This window comes from Paenibacillus sp. FSL H8-0317, from assembly GCF_045040685.1.
GTDB lineage: Bacteria > Bacillota > Bacilli > Paenibacillales > Paenibacillaceae > Paenibacillus.
Genome location: NZ_CP150294.1, coordinates 4,369,617 through 4,388,997, shown reverse-complemented (window position 1 = coordinate 4,388,997; position 19,381 = coordinate 4,369,617). Strand labels below are relative to the sequence as shown.

General features: G+C 43.8%; 16 protein-coding genes. 13 read left to right on the top strand and 3 right to left on the bottom strand.

Translation table 11 applies throughout. The features are described 5' to 3' along the window. Positions 1 to 95: 95 nt before the first annotated feature. From MHB43_RS19410 to MHB43_RS19390, 5 genes are all read left to right on the top strand, one after another. Positions 96 to 692, top strand: coding sequence for a cupin domain-containing protein (locus MHB43_RS19410; RefSeq protein WP_237174803.1), 597 nt, complete (start codon positions 96 to 98; stop codon positions 690 to 692). A gap of 202 nt (positions 693 to 894) precedes the next feature. Next, on the top strand, positions 895 to 1,575 hold the full coding sequence (locus tag MHB43_RS19405) for a hypothetical protein (RefSeq protein ID WP_339177272.1): 681 nt from the start codon (positions 895 to 897) through the stop codon (positions 1,573 to 1,575). A 549-nt stretch (positions 1,576 to 2,124) separates the two neighbouring features. Continuing rightward, entirely contained in the window at positions 2,125 to 3,714 is a 1,590-nt protein-coding gene (locus tag MHB43_RS19400; RefSeq protein ID WP_237174804.1) for a methyl-accepting chemotaxis protein, read from the top strand. 24 nt (positions 3,715 to 3,738) lie between these two features. Next, positions 3,739 to 4,164, top strand: a complete 426-nt coding sequence (locus tag MHB43_RS19395; RefSeq protein ID WP_221820509.1) for a chemotaxis protein CheW — start codon at positions 3,739 to 3,741, stop codon at positions 4,162 to 4,164. A gap of 14 nt (positions 4,165 to 4,178) precedes the next feature. Next, positions 4,179 to 6,194 (top strand): chemotaxis protein CheW, encoded by a 2,016-nt coding sequence (locus tag MHB43_RS19390; RefSeq protein ID WP_405117753.1) that lies wholly within the window; start codon positions 4,179 to 4,181, stop codon positions 6,192 to 6,194. Between the two features lie 96 nt (positions 6,195 to 6,290). Here the strand turns inward: MHB43_RS19390 and MHB43_RS19385 are convergent, their stop codons facing one another. Then, positions 6,291 to 7,175, bottom strand: a complete 885-nt coding sequence (locus tag MHB43_RS19385) for a LysR family transcriptional regulator (protein WP_036672843.1) — start codon at positions 7,173 to 7,175, stop codon at positions 6,291 to 6,293. A 112-nt stretch (positions 7,176 to 7,287) separates the two neighbouring features. Here MHB43_RS19385 and zwf point away from each other — a divergent pair, with 112 nt between their 5' ends. From zwf to MHB43_RS19365, 4 genes are all read left to right on the top strand, one after another. Beyond that, positions 7,288 to 8,811: a glucose-6-phosphate dehydrogenase gene (gene zwf / locus MHB43_RS19380; RefSeq protein ID WP_405117752.1), complete on the top strand. Its 1,524-nt coding sequence runs from the start codon at positions 7,288 to 7,290 to the stop codon at positions 8,809 to 8,811. Positions 8,812 to 8,847: 36 nt separating this feature from the next. Beyond that, complete coding sequence (gene fsa, locus MHB43_RS19375) at positions 8,848 to 9,513, top strand: fructose-6-phosphate aldolase (protein WP_076210039.1); 666 nt, start codon at positions 8,848 to 8,850, stop codon at positions 9,511 to 9,513. Between the two features lie 60 nt (positions 9,514 to 9,573). Next, positions 9,574 to 10,992: an NADP-dependent phosphogluconate dehydrogenase gene (gene gndA, locus MHB43_RS19370; RefSeq protein ID WP_405117751.1), complete on the top strand. Its 1,419-nt coding sequence runs from the start codon at positions 9,574 to 9,576 to the stop codon at positions 10,990 to 10,992. Between the two features lie 246 nt (positions 10,993 to 11,238). Further along, positions 11,239 to 12,342: a metallophosphoesterase gene (locus MHB43_RS19365; RefSeq protein WP_405117750.1), complete on the top strand. Its 1,104-nt coding sequence runs from the start codon at positions 11,239 to 11,241 to the stop codon at positions 12,340 to 12,342. Between the two features lie 34 nt (positions 12,343 to 12,376). Here MHB43_RS19365 and MHB43_RS19360 read toward each other — a convergent pair whose 3' ends face one another. Next, positions 12,377 to 12,874: a stalk domain-containing protein gene (locus MHB43_RS19360; RefSeq protein ID WP_339304719.1), complete on the bottom strand. Its 498-nt coding sequence runs from the start codon at positions 12,872 to 12,874 to the stop codon at positions 12,377 to 12,379. A 394-nt stretch (positions 12,875 to 13,268) separates the two neighbouring features. Here MHB43_RS19360 and licT point away from each other — a divergent pair, with 394 nt between their 5' ends. The 4 genes from licT to MHB43_RS19340 all read left to right on the top strand — a co-directional run bounded on the left by licT (position 13,269) and on the right by MHB43_RS19340 (position 18,424). Further along, on the top strand, positions 13,269 to 14,123 hold the full coding sequence (licT, locus tag MHB43_RS19355; protein ID WP_036613466.1) for a BglG family transcription antiterminator LicT: 855 nt from the start codon (positions 13,269 to 13,271) through the stop codon (positions 14,121 to 14,123). Positions 14,124 to 14,255: 132 nt separating this feature from the next. After that, the gene (locus MHB43_RS19350) at positions 14,256 to 16,175 is read left to right on the top strand and encodes a beta-glucoside-specific PTS transporter subunit IIABC (RefSeq protein ID WP_405117749.1); all 1,920 of its coding nucleotides are present in this window, start codon (positions 14,256 to 14,258) and stop codon (positions 16,173 to 16,175) included. Between the two features lie 49 nt (positions 16,176 to 16,224). Continuing rightward, positions 16,225 to 17,688, top strand: coding sequence for a glycoside hydrolase family 1 protein (locus MHB43_RS19345; protein ID WP_405117748.1), 1,464 nt, complete (start codon positions 16,225 to 16,227; stop codon positions 17,686 to 17,688). Between the two features lie 169 nt (positions 17,689 to 17,857). Then, positions 17,858 to 18,424, top strand: coding sequence for a 5' nucleotidase, NT5C type (locus MHB43_RS19340; protein ID WP_405117747.1), 567 nt, complete (start codon positions 17,858 to 17,860; stop codon positions 18,422 to 18,424). A 9-nt stretch (positions 18,425 to 18,433) separates the two neighbouring features. On the opposite strand, the gene MHB43_RS19335 is transcribed toward MHB43_RS19340, so the two are convergent. After that, positions 18,434 to 19,318 (bottom strand): helix-turn-helix domain-containing protein, encoded by an 885-nt coding sequence (locus MHB43_RS19335; protein ID WP_405117746.1) that lies wholly within the window; start codon positions 19,316 to 19,318, stop codon positions 18,434 to 18,436. Between the last annotated feature and the right edge of the window lie 63 nt (positions 19,319 to 19,381).

Here is a 19,381-nt window from a genome sequence, read left to right as displayed (position 1 = left end):
AAACACTATATAACATGTGTCAACGGTATTATCTTTCTATTCTCCGGCATACAGTACAACAATGAGATGTATGCCCAAGGAGGAGAAATGATCGTATGATAAATCCGATTTTGCAAGCCCCGAATGTTCCGCTGGCAGCCGATTCCAATGCGGTTGTCAATTATCAGAGGGATTCACGCAACTATGTAACCCAGTTGTTTGGAGAACAGCTGCCGACCATTGCGAATGGGTTCTTCAACGTGTACTTAAGCAAAGGAATCATCGTGCAGCCGCACTGGCACACCAATGTCACGGAGATGGTTGTTGTCATCACCGGTGAAGTTACAGCATCAGTCTTTAATCCGTTTACGCGTGAACGATTGACATATCGTCTGAAACCAGGGCAGGTTGTGGTATTTCCGAAAGGCTGGTTTCACTGGTTTGTCGCTGAGACAGATGATGTATATTTATTAACAATCTTCGATCAACCAACGCCTGATATTGTGTTTGGAGCGGATTTCTTGGCAGCTACACCGCCGGAGGTGGCTCACCGTGCGTACTGTTTGGATGAGGAGGCATATGCGAGAGCTGTTGCTTCTATTAAAAATGATGCGATTCTGGGCCCTCCAATAGGGTGTGATACGCAGGTTTCTGATCAATCGACTTCACCCTCCAAGACGTCCGTGTCACCATCCAATAAACAGGAGTCTTAATTCAAGCTTCCTTATTCATGATCAAAGTACAAAGCCTGTAACTGGAGAATAACAGTTGCAGGCTTTTTGATGTGTCGATGTAATAATTGTATGAAGTCCAGGGGATTGACATTATATTAGAAAATAATTTAAAAGCCTGAGTCAGTGTGTTACGTTCTCTGTTAATATAGTATGAACATCCAACAAAACGGAGGACTCATGAATGAACATATCAGAACTGAATACGCTTGAAACTGCAATGAGTTATGCACCGATTTTGATGTTTGACAGAGCCGAACCCTTTTATCCTGATTTTGTTGGCATTTCTGTGTTGCATCAATCTGGGCCTTCACCATCGTTCAGAAGAGACATTAAGTTTCCGACCGAGGCAGTACAATATGTAATTGAATATGCAATCTGGTGGGATTATGAGATTGGACATCTGTATGAAATGGAACATGTATGGGTTTATGTGGGTCATGACGGAGAGGTAGTAGACTGTGAAGCCAGCTTTCATGGGAAGGTGCTGCGCGGATTGTTGAAGGAACGGGTCAATGTGATTGGACGTCATGTATGTCTGTACTCGCAGCCTGGCAAACATGCTTTCTCGCCACTTCCGGTTGTATTTGAGTTACTGCCAAACCTGTATAGTGCAGCAGGTGCCGAAGCTGGATGTGATGGGCTACTTGTGAATGAGTTGTTTCAAGATTATTTTGAAACGAATGAACAGATCAATGCTCAGGTAGAGCGTTATCTGTCGACCAAAGCATTTGTACCTACCATGGAGTTCGAAGAATATCTACTAAAACCGGAGATGTTTATGACGTGGGATAATCTGTTTGGTATTATTCCGCACAGGATCAAGGACCGCTTAATTGAACTGGAGCAGTTATATAACACATAAGTAATTAATTTTAAACGGGTTTTATATTAATTTAAAGTATATTTTTTTCGCTTCAAAACCAAACTTTGTTGATTCGGGTTTGGTTTTTTTTATGGGAAAATAGACTCAGAATGGGTGAGCTATTATTAGACTTAAGTCTTGAAGTATTGAGTGTGTACAGAGAAATACATCATTTTTTTGCATGGAAAATGATATTTGTTATACGTATGAACTATATAACTTCTTATGTAAATATAAGAAGATCATATCACATGAAATTTTGTATGGAGATGTATGTGTAAGTCGATGCAGAATTTGGATTATACGTATATATGTAAATAAAAAATGAAATTTAATAGGTAAAAAGTATAATTTATATTAAAAAGAAGATTCTTTATATCTGAAATAAAAATTCATAATAGTGCAAATTTATAGAAATAAAAATCTCCTATTCAGTTTTAATATATTTATGTCGAAATAGATCGTAAGTTGTCTGGAGCGCGACCTAGAGAAGGGTTTACCAAGCGTTATATACATAACTGGACACTACGATGCCTAGGAGGAGATTACATGAAGTGGTTTGGGAATTTGAAAACAGCAACAAAGATTATCTCAGCGTTTTTAATTGTGTCGATAATCCTTGCGGCGCTTGGCGTCTACTCTGTAGTAACATTGAGAAGTACGAATGAACGAATGCAAGAGATGTATAACAACAATCTAATCTCAGTTCGTGAGCTCTCTTCAGCTCAGGTTGATTATCAGAGATTACGAGTTAACGTACGTGATTTGAATTTCGAAACTGTAGCAGCAGAACAGACCAGAATTACAGAAAATATTGCCACGATTCGTCAATCCATGGAGGAGCGACTTGCTACGTACCGTCCTCTTGCGACTACCCCGGAAGAAACGGAATTGCTTCGTAAGTTAGATACCCAATACAGTAGCTATATGAAACTTTATGATCAAGGCGTCACTATGGCGCTATCAGAGGATGATGCAGCTTTTATTGAATTCCTGAAATCGACATTGAAATCACCTGGTGATGAGATTGTAAAAACACTCGCGGACCTGGTGAATCTTAATGTAACGTTGGCAGATCAGGCTAACACGAAGTCTGAAGAAGCCTACACAACGGCCTTTACCGTTACAATTGTTATGGTTGTTGCATCTGTACTCTTCAGTATTCTGATCGGTTACATTATCTCTCGTTCCATTTCCAAGCCACTCATGGCCATGTTGGGTCTGGCAACGGAAGTCGCTAACGGAAATCTGACTCTCCAGTCAGACATCTCCAGCAAAGATGAAGTGGGTCAACTGGCCGCAGCTCTGAATCGTATGGTCGACAATCTGAAAGGGTTAGTCAACAATATCGTGATGAACTCCCAAAGCGTTGCCGCTTCTTCGGAACAGATCTCAGCAAGCACACAGGAAATTGCGAGTACCAGCACAAGCCAATCCAGTGAGGCAGGAAATATCTCCGAATTGTTCAAGGAGCTTTCACTTGCCATTAACTCCGTCGCTGCAAGTGCGGAAGAAGCGGCTGAACTGTCCAACGATACGGTGAAGACTGCTCGTGAAGGTGGACTTGTTGTACAGACTTCATTGGAAGGTATGCAAGCTGTTAATACAAAAATGACCAAACTTGAAGATGATTCTCGTAAAATCGGTGACATCATTGAAGTGATTGACGATATCGCTGAGCAGACCAATCTGCTCGCGCTGAATGCTGCTATTGAAGCGGCACGTGCCGGAGAACAAGGACGAGGATTCGCTGTAGTCGCAGATGAAGTCCGGAAGCTTGCCGAACGAAGCGGAGAGGCGACCAAAGAAATTACAGCCATCATCAAAGCAATGCAGGAAAATACGAGACAAAGTGTGCAAGCCGTAGCAGCCAGTGTTGAGCAGTCTTCCATGACTGGACAGGCTTTTGATCAGATCATTGATATGGTCAATAACTCTTCACAGAAAGTAAACGAAATTGCTGCTGCATGTGAAGAAGAAGCAGCCCAAGCCGCAGAGGTGATGAGCTCTGTTGAATCCATCTCGGCTTCCAGTGAAGAATCTGCGGCTGCATCGGAAGAGACTGCGGCAACGTGCCAGTCTTTGGCACATCTGGCGGAAGAGCTGGCAAATTCGGCAGCGGCCTTCAAAACAAATTAATAAAATTGAATTGAGGGTGAATTGATGTCTTCACTTCAGAAGGAACAATATATTGAACTGTCTGTAGGTGCAGAGACCTGTGCCATTCGAATTGAAGAAATTCACGAAATTATTAAAATGCTCAGCATTACAGATATCCCATTCAGCCGCCCAGAGATCAAAGGGGTAGTAAACCTGCGTGGCAAGGTTGTATGTGTGATGAGTCTGCGGAACTTGCTGGGTATGCCGGATGAACCGGACACCAGAGCCACACGTATTATCGTGGTTCGACATCAGGAAGAATATATTGGCTTGATCGTGGATCGCGTGAACAAGGTAACCACATATTCGGACATACATCCGCCAACTGGCGGATATGGTCGTAACCGTGAAGATTTATTCCATGGTGTGGGTCAACAGGAAGACAAGCTTGTGGGCATTTTGAAACTGGACGAAATATTGGGCGGTTAGGGAGGTATATACGAATGATGGATTTGTCTGCCTACCGTGACATCTTTATCGAAGAACTGAATGATCAACTGGAACGTATGGATCAGTCTTTATTGGCATTGGAGCTTACGCCTTCTGTAGAGCTGGTTCAGACGCTGTTTCGGGCAGCCCATACCATCAAGGGATCGGCATCCACAATGGATTTTCGTGAATTAAGCGACCTCACGCATGAAGTGGAGTATGCTCTTGAATGGGTCCGGGAGAAAAAACCGGAGATGACTTCGGAGCTGATTGATACGTTGTTCCGCTCTTTGGACGCCATGAAGGTGCTTCGTGATCAGTATATCCGTGGGGAAGCCTATGCGGACTTTCGAGCGGTAGTACGAGAAATAAAGGATTTAATTCAGACCCCGGCAGTAGTCGGGCAACTTAAAGTACCTCAATTGCAACCAGCAGAATCGGTTATGGCACAGGTGGCTATTGTATCAGGCAAGCAGTTATTGTCCCTTCATATTGTGCTGGAGCAGAAGTGCATGATGAAAGCGGCCAGATATCATATTTTGCGACAACGTATTGAGGACATCTGTGGTACGGTTGTCGCTACTTCGCTCATGGAGAGCCAACCGGGCGCGCAGAATGAAGATGATCATTATGGTCAGTTCATCATCATCGTAGCAACATCGAAGGACCCACAGCAGCTTAAGACAGAGCTGTCTTCAGACTCGGATATTCATAGGCTGGAGATTGATCCATATCTGCTGGAATCCAATGAGGTTGCAGCGACTTCTGCACCACTTGAATTAATCTCTGAAACAGAGCAAACGAAACCAAGCTTGCCTACCGTGAATACAACTGGCTCGGATGAGAAAGTGAAAGCTGCTCAACCTACAGTTCGTGTGAATGTTGAGCGTCTGGACCATTTAATGAATTTGGTCGGTGAACTGTTAATTGATCAAACATCCCTTGCAGATCTGAGTGGATCGGGCGCGCGTAAGGAGTCTTCAACACTCATCCAGAGTATTAGTGGTGTATCCGATCATATGGGCAGGGTGATCAAGGAACTTCAAGAAGGTGTAATGAAGACACGGATGTTACCCATTGATCAACTATTCAGTCGCTTCCCGAGATTGGTTCGTGACCTTTCTCAGAAGCTGGGTAAGGATCTGGAACTGGTTATCCAAGGTGGAGAGACTGAGCTTGACCGGATGATTATTGAAGAATTGAGTGACCCGCTGATCCATCTCATCCGCAACAGTGCAGATCATGGCATTGAAAGTGCAGAGGTTCGGGCGGAGAACGGTAAACCGTTCAAAGGACGTATTACATTAACTTCGTTTCATGAAGAAAATCATGTTGTCATTCGTTATTCGGATGATGGCAAAGGTATCGATGGTGAGAAGATCAAAGCTTCCGCCTTGGGCAAAGGTATCATTAGTGAGGAACAGGCTGCACGTCTAACAACACAGGAAGCTGTCCATCTCATATTTGAGCCCGGTTTCTCCACAGCTTCTTCTGTCAGTGAAGTATCGGGGCGTGGTGTTGGAATGGACATCGTGCGTAGCCAGATCGGACGGCTCAACGGTATCATTGATATTGATACGGAGGTTGGTGTTGGCACCACGTTTATGATTCGTCTACCACTTACTTTGGCGATTATTAAAGGTCTGTTAGTCAAAGTATCGGGTCGTGTTCTGATCTTGCCGATGTATAATGTTGCTGAGATTGTTCGAATTTCACCTGAAGATATTCAGATGATCCAGGGGCAACAAGCCATCCTGAATCATGGACGAATTGTACCTTTTCACCGATTGTGCGACAGGCTCAACTATCCACGAACGGACCGTAAATCCAAAACCATTCCGCTGGTGATCGTGCGTTCCGTTGATAAAATTGCAGCTTACGCAGTAGATGAGATTATAGGAAATCAGGAAGTCGTTATTAAGACGCTAGGTACGTATCTGGGAGCGATGAACCATCTATCTGGCGCAACGATTCTCGGTAATGGTAAGGTTGCCCTTATCTTGGACGCGTCCTATCTGGTGAGTCTTTAATTGTTAGATAAAAACAAACATGATGCAGGCCAAAGAGCCTCATCATCCATAACTGGATGGTGGGCTCTTTGTTGTACCTTTTGACATTGTGATCACTCAGGATTTGAAAATGAGATCCATAAACCGGTTGGCAGCCAGAGAAATTGGCATATTACGTTTGGTCATAATCCCCACATGGGAAGGGGGGAGCGGGACATCAAGCTGAATTTCGAAGAGAGAACCTTCCTCCAGCTCTTTGGAGATGAACTCACGTGTGACATAGGAGATCCCCAGTCCTCGACGCGCAAACTCAATCAACAGATCAACGCTACCAACCTCAATCTCAGGTTTCAACGTGTAATTATAGCTGTTAAACAACTCGGTAATAGCCATCCGAACCCGGCTGTTCCGGGAGAAGAGGATCAGTTGATGCTCCAGAAGCATCTCAAGTGTCATGACTTTACCCTTCAACTGAGCATAACGTTCCCCAGCTACAAAACAGTCCTTCAACTGAATACTTTCCCTGACTTCTAGCTGTGGATCAACAATGGGCATCCGAACTACACCAAGGTCGATCTTGCCTTCTTTCAGAAACGTAATGACTTCCGGCGTAGTTCCATGACTCAGATGTAGCTTGATGTTAGGGTACAAGGTGTGGAATTCCTCTAGATACGCCAGCATGTAATGCTTGAACAGGGAGTCACTGCCACCAATTCTCAATTCACCATTGTCGAGATTCTTCAGTGCGGCCATTTTTTCTTCCGCAAGTGAGATCAGAATCTGGGATTGTTCAATATAGGAGTATAGACTGGCACCTTCCTGTGTCAGCGCTACACCCTTGGAATTTCGATAAAACAAGGTAAGACCAAAGCTCTCTTCCAATTGCTTAATGGCATGACTGACGCTGGGTTGAGTGATATACAGTGCTTTCGCAGCCTGTGTCAAACTTCCCGTTTTGGCGGCCCAATAAAAGACTTTATATAGTTCGTAATTTGTAGTCATAGATGTGGTCTATAGCTCCTGTGAAATATATTAATTACTTGTATAGCTATAAAACGTATTATAGTGTAACTACAACAAAGAAACCAGAGTTACTTGGAAGGAGAACGGTAAGATGGAACCAACTACCATTGTTTTATTTGGTGCAACTGGCGATTTAGCCAAAAGAAAAATATATCCTGCCTTATATAACTTATATCTTGAGCAGAAGCTTCCTGAAACCTTCTCATTGATTGGTCTGGGGCGTAGAGATTGGTCTGATGAATTCTTTCAGGCACAAGTGGAAAAATCATTAAATGAATTTTCCAGACGCCAGGCTGATCCTGAAGTTGTGAAGTCATTTGTGAAAGCTTTCCGCTACAGTGTATTGAATATAGGCCATAAGGAAGATTATATAAAGCTGTTGGGATTAGTTGAACAAAGAGAAGCTGAGCTTGGCATTCCGTCCAATCGCTTGTTTTATCTCTCGGTTGGTCCGGAATTTTTCGAACCGATTGCCGAGAATATTCAAGAAAGTGGACTGGGTTCCACAGATGGCTGGAAACGTCTCGTCATCGAGAAGCCATTTGGTCACGACCTGCAGTCTGCCAGAGACCTTAATCGCAAATTAAGCGAATCGTTCACAGAGGAAGAGATTTATCGGATTGACCACTATTTGGGCAAACCGATGGTACAGCGTCTGGAGACGTTGCATCAGAGTAACCCAATCATGAAGGCATTATGGAACAACCGTTACATCTCCAATGTGCAAATTACGGCGAATGAGACTGTAGGTGTGGAAGAACGTGCATCCTATTACGATCATGTTGGTGCAGTGCGAGACATGTTCCAGAATCATATGTTGCAACTGCTCATGATGATGGCGATTCAGCTTCCATACAACAGTACTTCCGAAAAAGTTGGATTGAAGAAAAAACACATTATGGAATCAATTCAGCCGTTACAAAAACAAACTGTGGGCGCAAACATCATCCGTGGACAGTATGCAGAAGGCAACATTCAAGGTAAACCGGTAAATGCGTATACTTCTGAACCGGGTGTAGCCGAGAATACGATGAATGACACATTCATTGCTGCCAAATTGCAAATTGATGACTTCTTCTGGCGCGGTGTTCCGTTTTACATTCGCACGGGTAAAAGAATGAAGGAGAAATCAACACGTATCGTGATTGAATTCAAAGAACCTTCAGGACAGACAAATGTGCTGAAAAACAAGGGTTCCAAGCCAAACCTGCTCGTCATTGAGATGAGTCCGGATCAGAGCATGACATTGCAACTGAATGCAAGTGATCCTGAGAATAAAGGTGAATTCAAACCGGTTCATATCGATCTTTCTCCGGATAAAGGTGACCTCGCGGAAGCTTACGAGAATCTGATTCGTGATGCTTTGCTGGGTGATCCAACTTTCTTTGCCCACTGGGATGAAGTAGAATTGTCTTGGGCGTGGGTGCAGCCAATTCTGGATGCATTCCAGGAAAATCTGTTACCACTTCACCTTTATCCTGCGGGTAGCTATGGACCGGCTGAATCAGATGTTATGCTTGAAGAAGAAGGTCACCACTGGTGGTTTGATGAGCCGGCGGATCAGGAGTCTGTAGTTACAAATAGCATACCCTTGGCGGTTAATGCGAATCTCTAAACCAAAATAAAAAATATATCTGGAGGTAATTAAATCATGAAATTTTTTATCGATACAGCTAACGTGGAAGATATCCAAAAAGCATACAAAATCGGCGTATTGTCTGGTGTAACAACTAACCCATCTTTGGTAGCCAAAGAAGGCGTGAAATTCGAAGATCGTATTGAAGAAATCTTGCGTTTGGTACCTGAAGTGGAGTCCGTTTCTGCGGAAGTGACACCAGATGCCCTTACTGCTGAAGAAATGATCGCGCAAGCAGACGAATTGATCAAAATTAACAACAGCGACAAAAACATTACGATCAAATTGCCAATGACACTTGCAGGACTGGAAGCTTGCCGTTACTTGACCAAAAAAGGCGTGAAAACCAACGTAACGTTGATCTTCACTGTGAACCAGGCGCTTTTGGCTGCTCGTGCTGGTGCGACATATGTATCCCCATTCCTGGGACGTCTTGATGATATCTCCGAAGATGGCGTACAATTGGTTGCCAAAGTTGCTGAATTGTTCCGTACACATAACCTGGATGCACAGATTATTGCTGCTTCTGTAAGACATCCGGATCACGTTACACGTGTAGCGATGGCTGGAGCACATATTGCTACTGTTCCATTCTCCGTCATTGAACAGATCTCCAAACACCCGCTGACAGATCAAGGTATGGACAAATTTGCAGCGGACTGGAAAAAAACAGTACAATAATCTATAACCATTCATTCGTTTCAACTTACTATATAAATAATGGAGTATTGGGAGGACATAATGAGTAAACAACAGATTGGTGTTATTGGATTGGCAGTAATGGGTAAAAACCTGGCTTTGAATATTGAAAGCAAAGGTTTCTCGGTAGCGGTATTTAACCGTTCCCCGGAGAAAACGAACGATCTTCTGAAAGAAGCAGAAGGTAAAAACCTGACAGGTACGTTCACCATTGAAGAATTCGTGGAATCCCTGGAGTCTCCGCGTAAAATTCTGATCATGGTGCAAGCTGGTAAAGCAACAGATGCAACGATTGAGCAACTGCTTCCTCATCTGGATCAAGGCGACATTATTATCGATGGAGGTAATGCGTACTTCCCTGACACACAACGTCGCAGCAAAGAACTGGAAGAAAAAGGGTTCCGATTCATCGGAGCAGGTGTATCCGGTGGGGAAGAGGGCGCACTGAAAGGCCCGGCAATCATGCCAGGCGGTCAGGAAAGTGCTTATCAGTTGGTAGAACCGATCCTCACAGCGATTTCCGCTAAAGTTGGCGATGACGCTTGCAGCACATATATCGGACCAGACGGTGCCGGACACTATGTGAAAATGGTGCATAACGGTATTGAATACGGAGATATGCAGTTGATTGGTGAAGCTTATCACTTGCTCAAATCCGTATTGAACGTTTCCGTTGAAGAGTTGCATGAGATCTTCACGGAGTGGAATCAAGGGGAGCTGGACAGCTACCTGATCGAAATCACGGCAGATATCTTCTCCAAATATGATCCAGAAACAGGCAAACCAATGGTTGACGTTATTCTGGACGCAGCTGGACAAAAAGGAACAGGTAAATGGACAAGCCAAAGCGCGCTGGATCTCGGCGTACCATTGTCCATGATTACAGAATCCGTATTCTCCCGTTTCCTCTCTGCCATGAAGGACGAGCGTGTAGCAGCTAGCAAAATCCTGAGTGGACCAGCAACTGAAGCATTCTCTGGCGACAAAAAAGCGTTCATTGAGAACGTGCGTAAAGCATTGTTTGCAAGTAAAATCGTATCTTATGCACAAGGATTTGCACAAATGCGTGCAGCTTCCGATGAATACGGCTGGGATCTGAAATACGGTAACATTGCCATGATCTTCCGTGGTGGTTGCATCATCCGTTCGCAGTTCTTGCAAAACATTAAAGAAGCATATGACAAAGATGCAGAACTCAAAAACCTGCTGCTTGATCCTTACTTCCAAAACATCGTTGAATCATATCAAGGTGCATGGCGTGAAGTTATAGCGGCTGCTGTAAAACAAGGTATTCCGGTTCCTGGCTTCTCCAGCGCACTGTCTTACTACGACAGCTACCGTACAGAGCGTTTGCCAGCAAACTTGCTGCAAGCTCAACGTGACTACTTCGGTGCTCATACATTCAAACGTGTGGACAAAGAAGGTTCATTCCACTTCCAGTGGATGGACACTAACGAGTAATTTTAATTCCGAAAATAAAGCATTCCTGCGGTTGTCTTTGAATTTAACTATTCAGGGCGACTGCAGGAATGCTTTTTCTGGTTTATGGTACGAATTTGAATATCATCAAATTGTAATAAAATGTACCTATCTGGCTTTTGCAAACAGGTGATCTGACCCTTCAACTACGTTATACTTGTTCAGACGGACTTGTGTCCATGATGAAAATTCAGAATACAACTTATTGACGTGGAGGTTAGACCGGGCATGTTTGTATTAGCGGGTATATTGTTTTTGGTTGTATATGGTTTATTAGTGTTCTACATAGGCTGGAGCGGTTGGAGTTGGATGAAACCTGTCGTGTCCGCCAGATTTCGGTGGTTGTATATTATAGGGCTTGTATTCCTTGCCATTTCCTTCATATTGGCACGATTATTTGGAAGCATTTCGTTCCTCGGTATTATCGGTTCTTACTGGCTAGCGATTTTCTCGTTGTTATTGTTGATCCTGCCCGTCGTTCACCTGACGATGTGGTTGCTGAGATTAACCCGTATTCCAAGACATCACACACAGAAGTGGGCAGGTGTCGTTACGCTGGTGCTGTTAGTGTCCACATTAGGTTATGGAATCTTCAACGCCTACAGCCCGGTAGTGAGAACATATAATATTCAGATTGATAAAAAAGTAGAAGGTGTAGACAAGCTCAACATTGTCATGGCTGCCGATATGCACTTTGGACTTCTGTCTGGACCTGCACATGCCAAACGCATGGTGGAGGAAATTAATGCACTGAAGCCGGATCTGGTGCTGTATCCAGGAGATATTATTGATGACAATCTGGATATGTACCTCAATAGCGGAATTGCCGATATTATCAGTGACATTCAGGCTCCATATGGTGTCTATGCTTCTCTCGGGAATCACGACAAGTTCGATGGTCCCATTGAAGATCTGATTGCTGCACTGGAGAAGAGCAACATGCAAGTTTTGTACGATGACAAGATCGTTTTGGATGACAAGATTACCCTGATTGGACGGAAAGACCGGACAGAGAAGGATCGTGCAGAAGTATCTACGTTAATGCAAGGTACTGACTTGAACCAACCGGTACTTATGATGGATCACCAGCCGTATGATCTGGATATTGCGGAGCAAAACAATATAGATCTGGTGGTATCCGGCCACACCCACCGTGGTCAGATTGCACCGGCTCAGTTCATCACACAGGCCATTTATGAGAACGATTGGGGTTATCTGCAAAAGGGCTCCATGCACTCCATCGTAACGTCAGGATTTGGATTCTGGGGACCTCCGATTCGCACAAGCAGTCGTTCGGAGATTGTACAGATTAATGTGACGTTCCAGCAATGATGAAAGGCCCTTCGAAAGAAGGGCCTTTTAATAACTATAGTTTTACCATTTTCTTGGATTTGAAGTTCCATTCGTAAACTTCCCCTGTGTACATGTGTATGTAGTAAAGGCCATAAGTTACTTCATGTGTTTCTCTGTCAGAGTATGAACGCATTACATAATAATCTCCGTCTTTTGGTTCCTCATCAACAGTTAGACTATACATTTCGATTTCTTTTTTTATTTTTTTATATAACAGTTCAAACGCTTGATTCCCTGTTAATTTAATTAATGGTTGTTTGCCGATGTACAGATTATTTGACTTTAAAGCTACGTTCTCACCGAGTGCAGTACTTATACTTCTAACTGGTACATATGTAGTGTTGTTATAGGTTATTGAATTAGCTGTCAACTTCTTTGTTCCGTCTACATAAATATTTACTTTCTGTAGTAAAGCTTTTATTGGCGTTCCTGATGCTGCATAAGCTGTAACTCCTGTAAGCATTGATCCAATTGTGATACCAATGAGTAATCCTTTTACTTTGTCCCTCACGAATAAATCCCCTTTATCTAAAATTACTTCCTATCAATTAAATCATTTCTCTATTTAAGGTGAAAAATCCTTCAAAACATTTACTTTAGTTATAATCTCATACAATTCAAGCGATGAGTCGTTGGGAATATTTCGTTTGAATCTGCATCAAAATGTGAATATTAAAACATATGAACCCCTTAAACGTGGAAGCGTAGGGAAATGACTCATATAAGGGAAAGAACCGGAATAGAGCATTACTATTTTTTTGGTTGACACCGTTTTCAGGTTATGATAAATTAGATCCGAGGCTTGTTACCGGTAATGCGGGCAAAACCACGATGGAAATGATTTTATTATTTCTGTTTTGGTTTTGCCCTTTTTTATTCCTCAAAAAAAACCAGGTGGGTCCATAATGATTATTAAACAGATATTTAATAACAATATTGTCAGTACCGTGGATGACAAAAATCAGGAACTACTGATCCTCGGCCGGGGTATCGGATTTAAGTTCAAAGCAGGCGATGAGATTGATGAAGAGCGGATTGAGAAGGTATTTCGTCTTCAGGATGCATCGATTTATGAGAAATTCAAATCCATCGTAGCTGAAGTGCCGATTGAGATTCTGCAGGCAACAGATGATATTGTGACACTGGCACGAACGCAATTGAACAAAACCATCAGTGACGGGATCTATGTCTCGCTGTCTGATCACATTCACTTTGCTGTTCAGCGCTTGGAAAAAGGAATGATTACTCGTAATCCACTTTCTTGGGAAGTTCAGCACTTCTATAAGGCGGAGTATGATGTAGCCAGAGAAGCACTGACCTTGCTGAAGGAAAGACTGGATATTGAGTTTCCCAAAGATGAAATCTGTAATATTGCCTTGCATTTCATCAATGCGGAAGTCAATGATTCCATGAACGATGTCACCCATCTGATGCAGCTGTTGCAGGAGATCATGAATATCATCAAATATCACTTCAACGTTGAATTGGATGAAGATAGCGTCAATTATTTCCGCTTCATCACCCATTTGAAATATTTCTGTCAGCGGGTCATTACACATTCTTCACATGATGATGCTGAGGAGTATTTATATGAAGTGGTTCGGAAAAACTATCCGGAGACATTCAAATGTATTGGCAAGATCGAGACTTTTATCCATAAGAACTATCAGTATGACATGACTCACTCTGAGCAGTTATATCTAACGCTCCATCTGGAACGTTTGATGAAAACCAAGCGGGACGAGAAGTCCACGCAATAGAATCAAATTACAACTGGATATCCTATGGGCTTGTTACTGTTCAATCAGGCAATACCCGAATGAGATGGCGCCATCCATATGCGCTAGATTCGTTCGGGTATTTTTTATTGGAAAAATGAGGAGGAAAACATCATGAAACATCAGGAAACGGCGCAGGAAATCATTAAAGCCGTTGGGGGAACAAACAATATTAACTCCGTTTATCACTGCGTCACACGTTTGCGCTTTGATCTGAAAGATAACGAGAAAGTTGACAACGGCTCACTCAAGAAACTGGATAAGGTCATGGGAACGAATATTTCCGGCGACCAATTCCAAGTCATTATCGGTAATGATGTGGCAAAAGTGTTCGATGCCATGGTGAAGGAAAATCCGGCAATCCAGCAAACTACAGAAAAGAAAGAGCCAAAGTCGGATAAAAAACAAAATGTAGTATTGAAAATTTTTGAAACAATCGCAGGTGTCTTTGCCCCGATGCTTCCAGCGATTACTGCGGCAGGTATGCTCAAAGGATTACTTGCACTGTTCGTATCCTTAGGTTGGATGTCTGCCGGAACGGATACGTATCGTATTCTTTCAGCCATCGGTGACGGCGTATTCCATTACCTGCCTTTACTGATTGCAGTCAGCGCTGCTCGTAAATTCGGCAGTAACCCGTTTGTTGCGATTGCACTAGGAACGGCACTCATGTATCCAGACATGACAGCATTGTTATCTAGCGGTGAATCGGTTGGATTCTTGGGAATCCCGGTTACGGCTGTAAGTTATGCTTCATCGGTTATTCCGATTTTACTTGCAGTGTGGTTGATGTCCTATGTTGAGAAATGGGTTGACCGTGTTATCCCTGCTGCACTCAAGCTATTGCTTGTGCCACTGATTACTTTGCTTGTCATGGTTCCGGTAACGCTGATTGCGATCGGTCCATTGGGTACATTTGTAGGTAGCGGATTGTCTGGCGGCATCAACTGGCTGCTGAATGAAGGCGGATTGATTGCAGGTATTGTTCTTGGCGGCGCGATGGCGCTCATTATTATGACAGGAATGCACTATGCACTTGTGCCGATCATCCTGAGTAATATCGCTACACTGGGCTTTGATAAATTCTTGCCGTTGACCTTTATCTCCAATATGGGTCAGGCGGGTGCAACACTCGGCGTATTCTTCCGGGCAAAAGATAAAAAACTCAAAACCGTGGCATTGTCCACGAGCTTTACAGCGCTGATGGGTGTAACGGAGCCAGCTATGTACGGCGTAAATATGAAATACAAAAAACCATTTGCCGCAGCCATGATTGGTAGCGCAGTGGGTGGCGGATTCGCCCTTGCTTTTGGCGCGAAAGCGTATGTACTTGCGGGTAACGGTGGTCTCCCAGGACTTCCTTCCCTGATTGGACAGACCTTCTGGTATTCCTTTGGGGGTATGATTTTGGCCTTTATCGTGGGTGCGATCATGTCTACGATATTTGGTATCAAGGAAGAAGAGGGAGACGCAGAGGCGTTAGCTCAATTCTCACCGGGTGCTTCTACTGCACCAGCGAAAGTAACTTCCAATGACGTTGCAACTTTAAATGTGGACGACATGGGCGATCCAACACCAACGAGTGATGCAATAGCAGTTGCACCGATGACAGGTAAATCCATCCCACTCAAAGAAGTCAACGATCCAACATTTGGTGATGAATTGATGGGTAAAGGTGTGGCATTTGTTCCAACGGTGGGCGAATTGGTTTCTCCAGTGACAGGTACCATCATGAATGTGTTCAAAACAAAACATGCGATCGTTGTCCGCAGTGATAACGGAATGGAATTGTTGATTCATGTTGGAATTAACACGGTGAAGCTGCGTGGACAGTATTTTGATGCACATGTTGCTACTGGAGCACGTGTACAGGCTGGAGACAAGTTACTCACGTTTGAACTGGCCGAGATTGCAAAAGAATACGATATCACAACCGCTATGGTTGTTACCAATACGGCTGATTACAAGCAGGTTCTACCTGTGAAATTGGGCGAAATCACGATGGGTGAAGACGTCTTGAAAGCTGAGATCTAAATGGTCCGTCTTAGGACTAACAATATTAACAAAAGAAGGAGAGATTCGAATGATTAATCGACAAGGGTTCCCGGAAGGTTTTCTATGGGGCGGCGCTATTGCCGCTAATCAGGCTGAAGGTGGATTCGACGCTGGTGGCAAAGGCTGGTCGACAGCCGACATGGTTCCTTATTTTGAGAAAAAGGACTACACGAACCTTAGAGAACTGATGCATGTTACCAGTGCAACGGTTGAGAAAGCAATGGCACATCACAGTGCAGAAGGTTATCCGAAGCGTTACGGGATTGATTTTTACCATCGTTTCAAAGAGGATATTGCGCTCTTCGCAGAGCTGGGCTTCAAGACATTCCGACTGTCCATCAACTGGCCGCGTATTTTCCCGAATGGTTATGATGCCGAGCCCAATGAAGAGGGACTGCGTTTCTATGACGAAGTGTTCGATGAACTCCGGAAATACGATATCGAACCACTTGTAACCCTCTCGCATTATGAGATGCCTATGGCACTTGTTCTGAAATACAACGGCTGGGCTGGTCGCGAAGTGATTGCACACTTTGTGAGATATGCCGAAACCGTGATGAACCGATACAAGGACAAGGTCAAATACTGGCTGACGTTTAATGAGATTAACACAACCATTATTGAACCGTTCACAGGTGGCGGTATTATTGAAGACCGAGTTGAGAACACGATGCAGGCTTCTTATCAGGCACTTCATCATCAATTTGTAGCCAGCAGCCTGGTAACAGAAAAGGCACGTCAGATTAACCCGAACTTCCAGATCGGATGTATGCTTGCGCGTATGATTCACTACCCGGCGACATCGAAGCCAGAGGATGTGCTGCAAGCACAGATCGATAATCAGCTGAACCTGCTGCATACGGATGTACAAGTTCGTGGCAGTTATCCAACGTTCATGGCTCGGTACTGGGCAGAGAACGGGATTACGATTGTCATGGAACCGGGAGATGAGCAGATCCTGCGTGAGCACACGGTTGATTTCATTTCGTTCAGTTATTACACATCCTTGGTGTCCGCAGTGAACCCAGAGGAATATGGAGTGACGGGTGGTAACCTGTACAGTACGATCAAGAACCCGAATCTGGAGCGTACAGAGTGGGGCTGGCAGCTTGATCCGATCGGCCTGCGCGTGGCATTGAAAGAACTGTATGACCGTTATCAACTGCCATTGTTTGTGGTAGAGAATGGCCTTGGTGCCAAAGATACCGTTGAAGCAGACGGTTCTATCAACGATGATTACCGTATTGATTACCTGAGAAAACATATCACACAAATGAAAGAAGCCGTTCTGGACGGAGTGGACCTGATGGGATATACCAACTGGGGAGCGATTGATATCATCAGTGCATCCACTTCGGAAATGTCCAAGCGTTATGGCGTAATCTACGTGGATCAGGATGACAACGGACAAGGCACATTGAATCGGTATAAGAAAAAAAGCTTTGGCTGGTACCAAAAAGTCATTGCCTCGAATGGCGAGAACTTGGAATAGATATAATCTATATAGGCACCCCGAGCGTAGCTGGTATTACGGCGCCGGGGCGCCTTTTTTATATGATCCTGTAGTATTCTCATCAACGCTATTGGCATTTCAAGGTAAAAAAGATGACTACATAACATACTGGATGGTATACTGTGATCGTATTGGGGGAGGGATAACCATGAAGAAGCCTATTATTGCTGTAGATATGGATGACACGATATGTCATCTGGTCAAGCGGGCTATATATCACAACAACCTCAACTTCCCGACCCATCCGCTTCGCTATGAGGATATGATTCATTGGGATACATCCCATTTGCGTCATCCAGAGAGCACGCACGATGTATTTTATGGTCGGCCGGGTCTGTTCGAGGAATTGGAATTATACGACGAGTATGTAGTAGATGAGATGCGAAAGCTGAACGATGCTTATGATGTTATTGTTGTAACGGCAGCGGAACCAAGAACAGTTGTTGAGAAGTGGAACTGGCTTCAGCAGCACATGCCTTTTATAACCGCAGAACAGTTTATTACATGCAAAAGAAAAAACCTGCTCGCTTTTGATTTGCTTATTGATGATGGGGCACATAATTTGATTCCAGCGCATGAGGATGGCAAAAAGGTCATCTGTATCCCGCATCCATGGAATATACAGGAGCGTGAGCAATACAACTTTCCGTTATTGTCTTCATGGAAAGAGGCCAAGGCATACATAGATGAAGTGTTACAGGTTGTTGGTGTCTGAGAGTTAACCTTATTGTCCAGAGTGCTGTGCTCTGGATTTTTTGCGATAGGCGAGAGGTGTTTCGCCTGTTATTTTTTTGAATGCAGCATAGAATGAATCCATATCCCGATATCCAACCAGCTCTGCAATCAGACTGACTTTGTGCTGTGAACTCTTTAATAGTTCGCAGCTTTTTTGTATACGGAGGTGTTGCAGGTAGCTGCTAAAGGTCTGACCGGTATGTCGCAGAAACATTCGGCCAATCTGTTTTTCGCTAAAGCCCGATACACGTACCAGATCAGACATCCGAATACGATTGCCTACGTGTTCCTTGATATAGTGAAGGATGTAATCAAAACCGGTGGAATGATTCTCTTCATCATGTTCCTTTTGATAAAGTTGTCTGTAGGTCATCAATACCAACTGGCTCACCAGGGTGTATAACATGGTAGACGAACCGATTCCCTGAACGGATGATTCACGATATAGCTTCACCATTACTTCTTCAATCCGGTCGTTGTGATCCACAACGGAAATATAAGGAACCTGATTTTGTGCCAGATCCATCAGATGTTGAATGATTTCTTTTTCTTGAATGATTGCTGTCAGCGTGTGGATCAATTCAGCATTAAATAAGCAATTATATAGAATTAACGGATGCTCGGTCACGTTGGTGCTCACAGGACGAAAGACATGAGGAACGCCGACAGGGATGACAAACAGCATCCCCTTTGTCACCGGAATAACATCTTCCCCGATATGATGAAAGCCCTTTCCTTCGGCAACATAACTATACTCAATAAAATCATGTGCGTGAAAAGGAAGCACAAAATCTTCAGAGCAACGATTGACAAAAAGTTGAAGATGATTATGCAGAAAGTATTCGCTTTTCATGAGTTGTACAGATGAATTCACAAGCAACCTCCTCGCACAGATGGCTGAATCACCGGATGAAATAGTCCTGATTACCGGGTATTT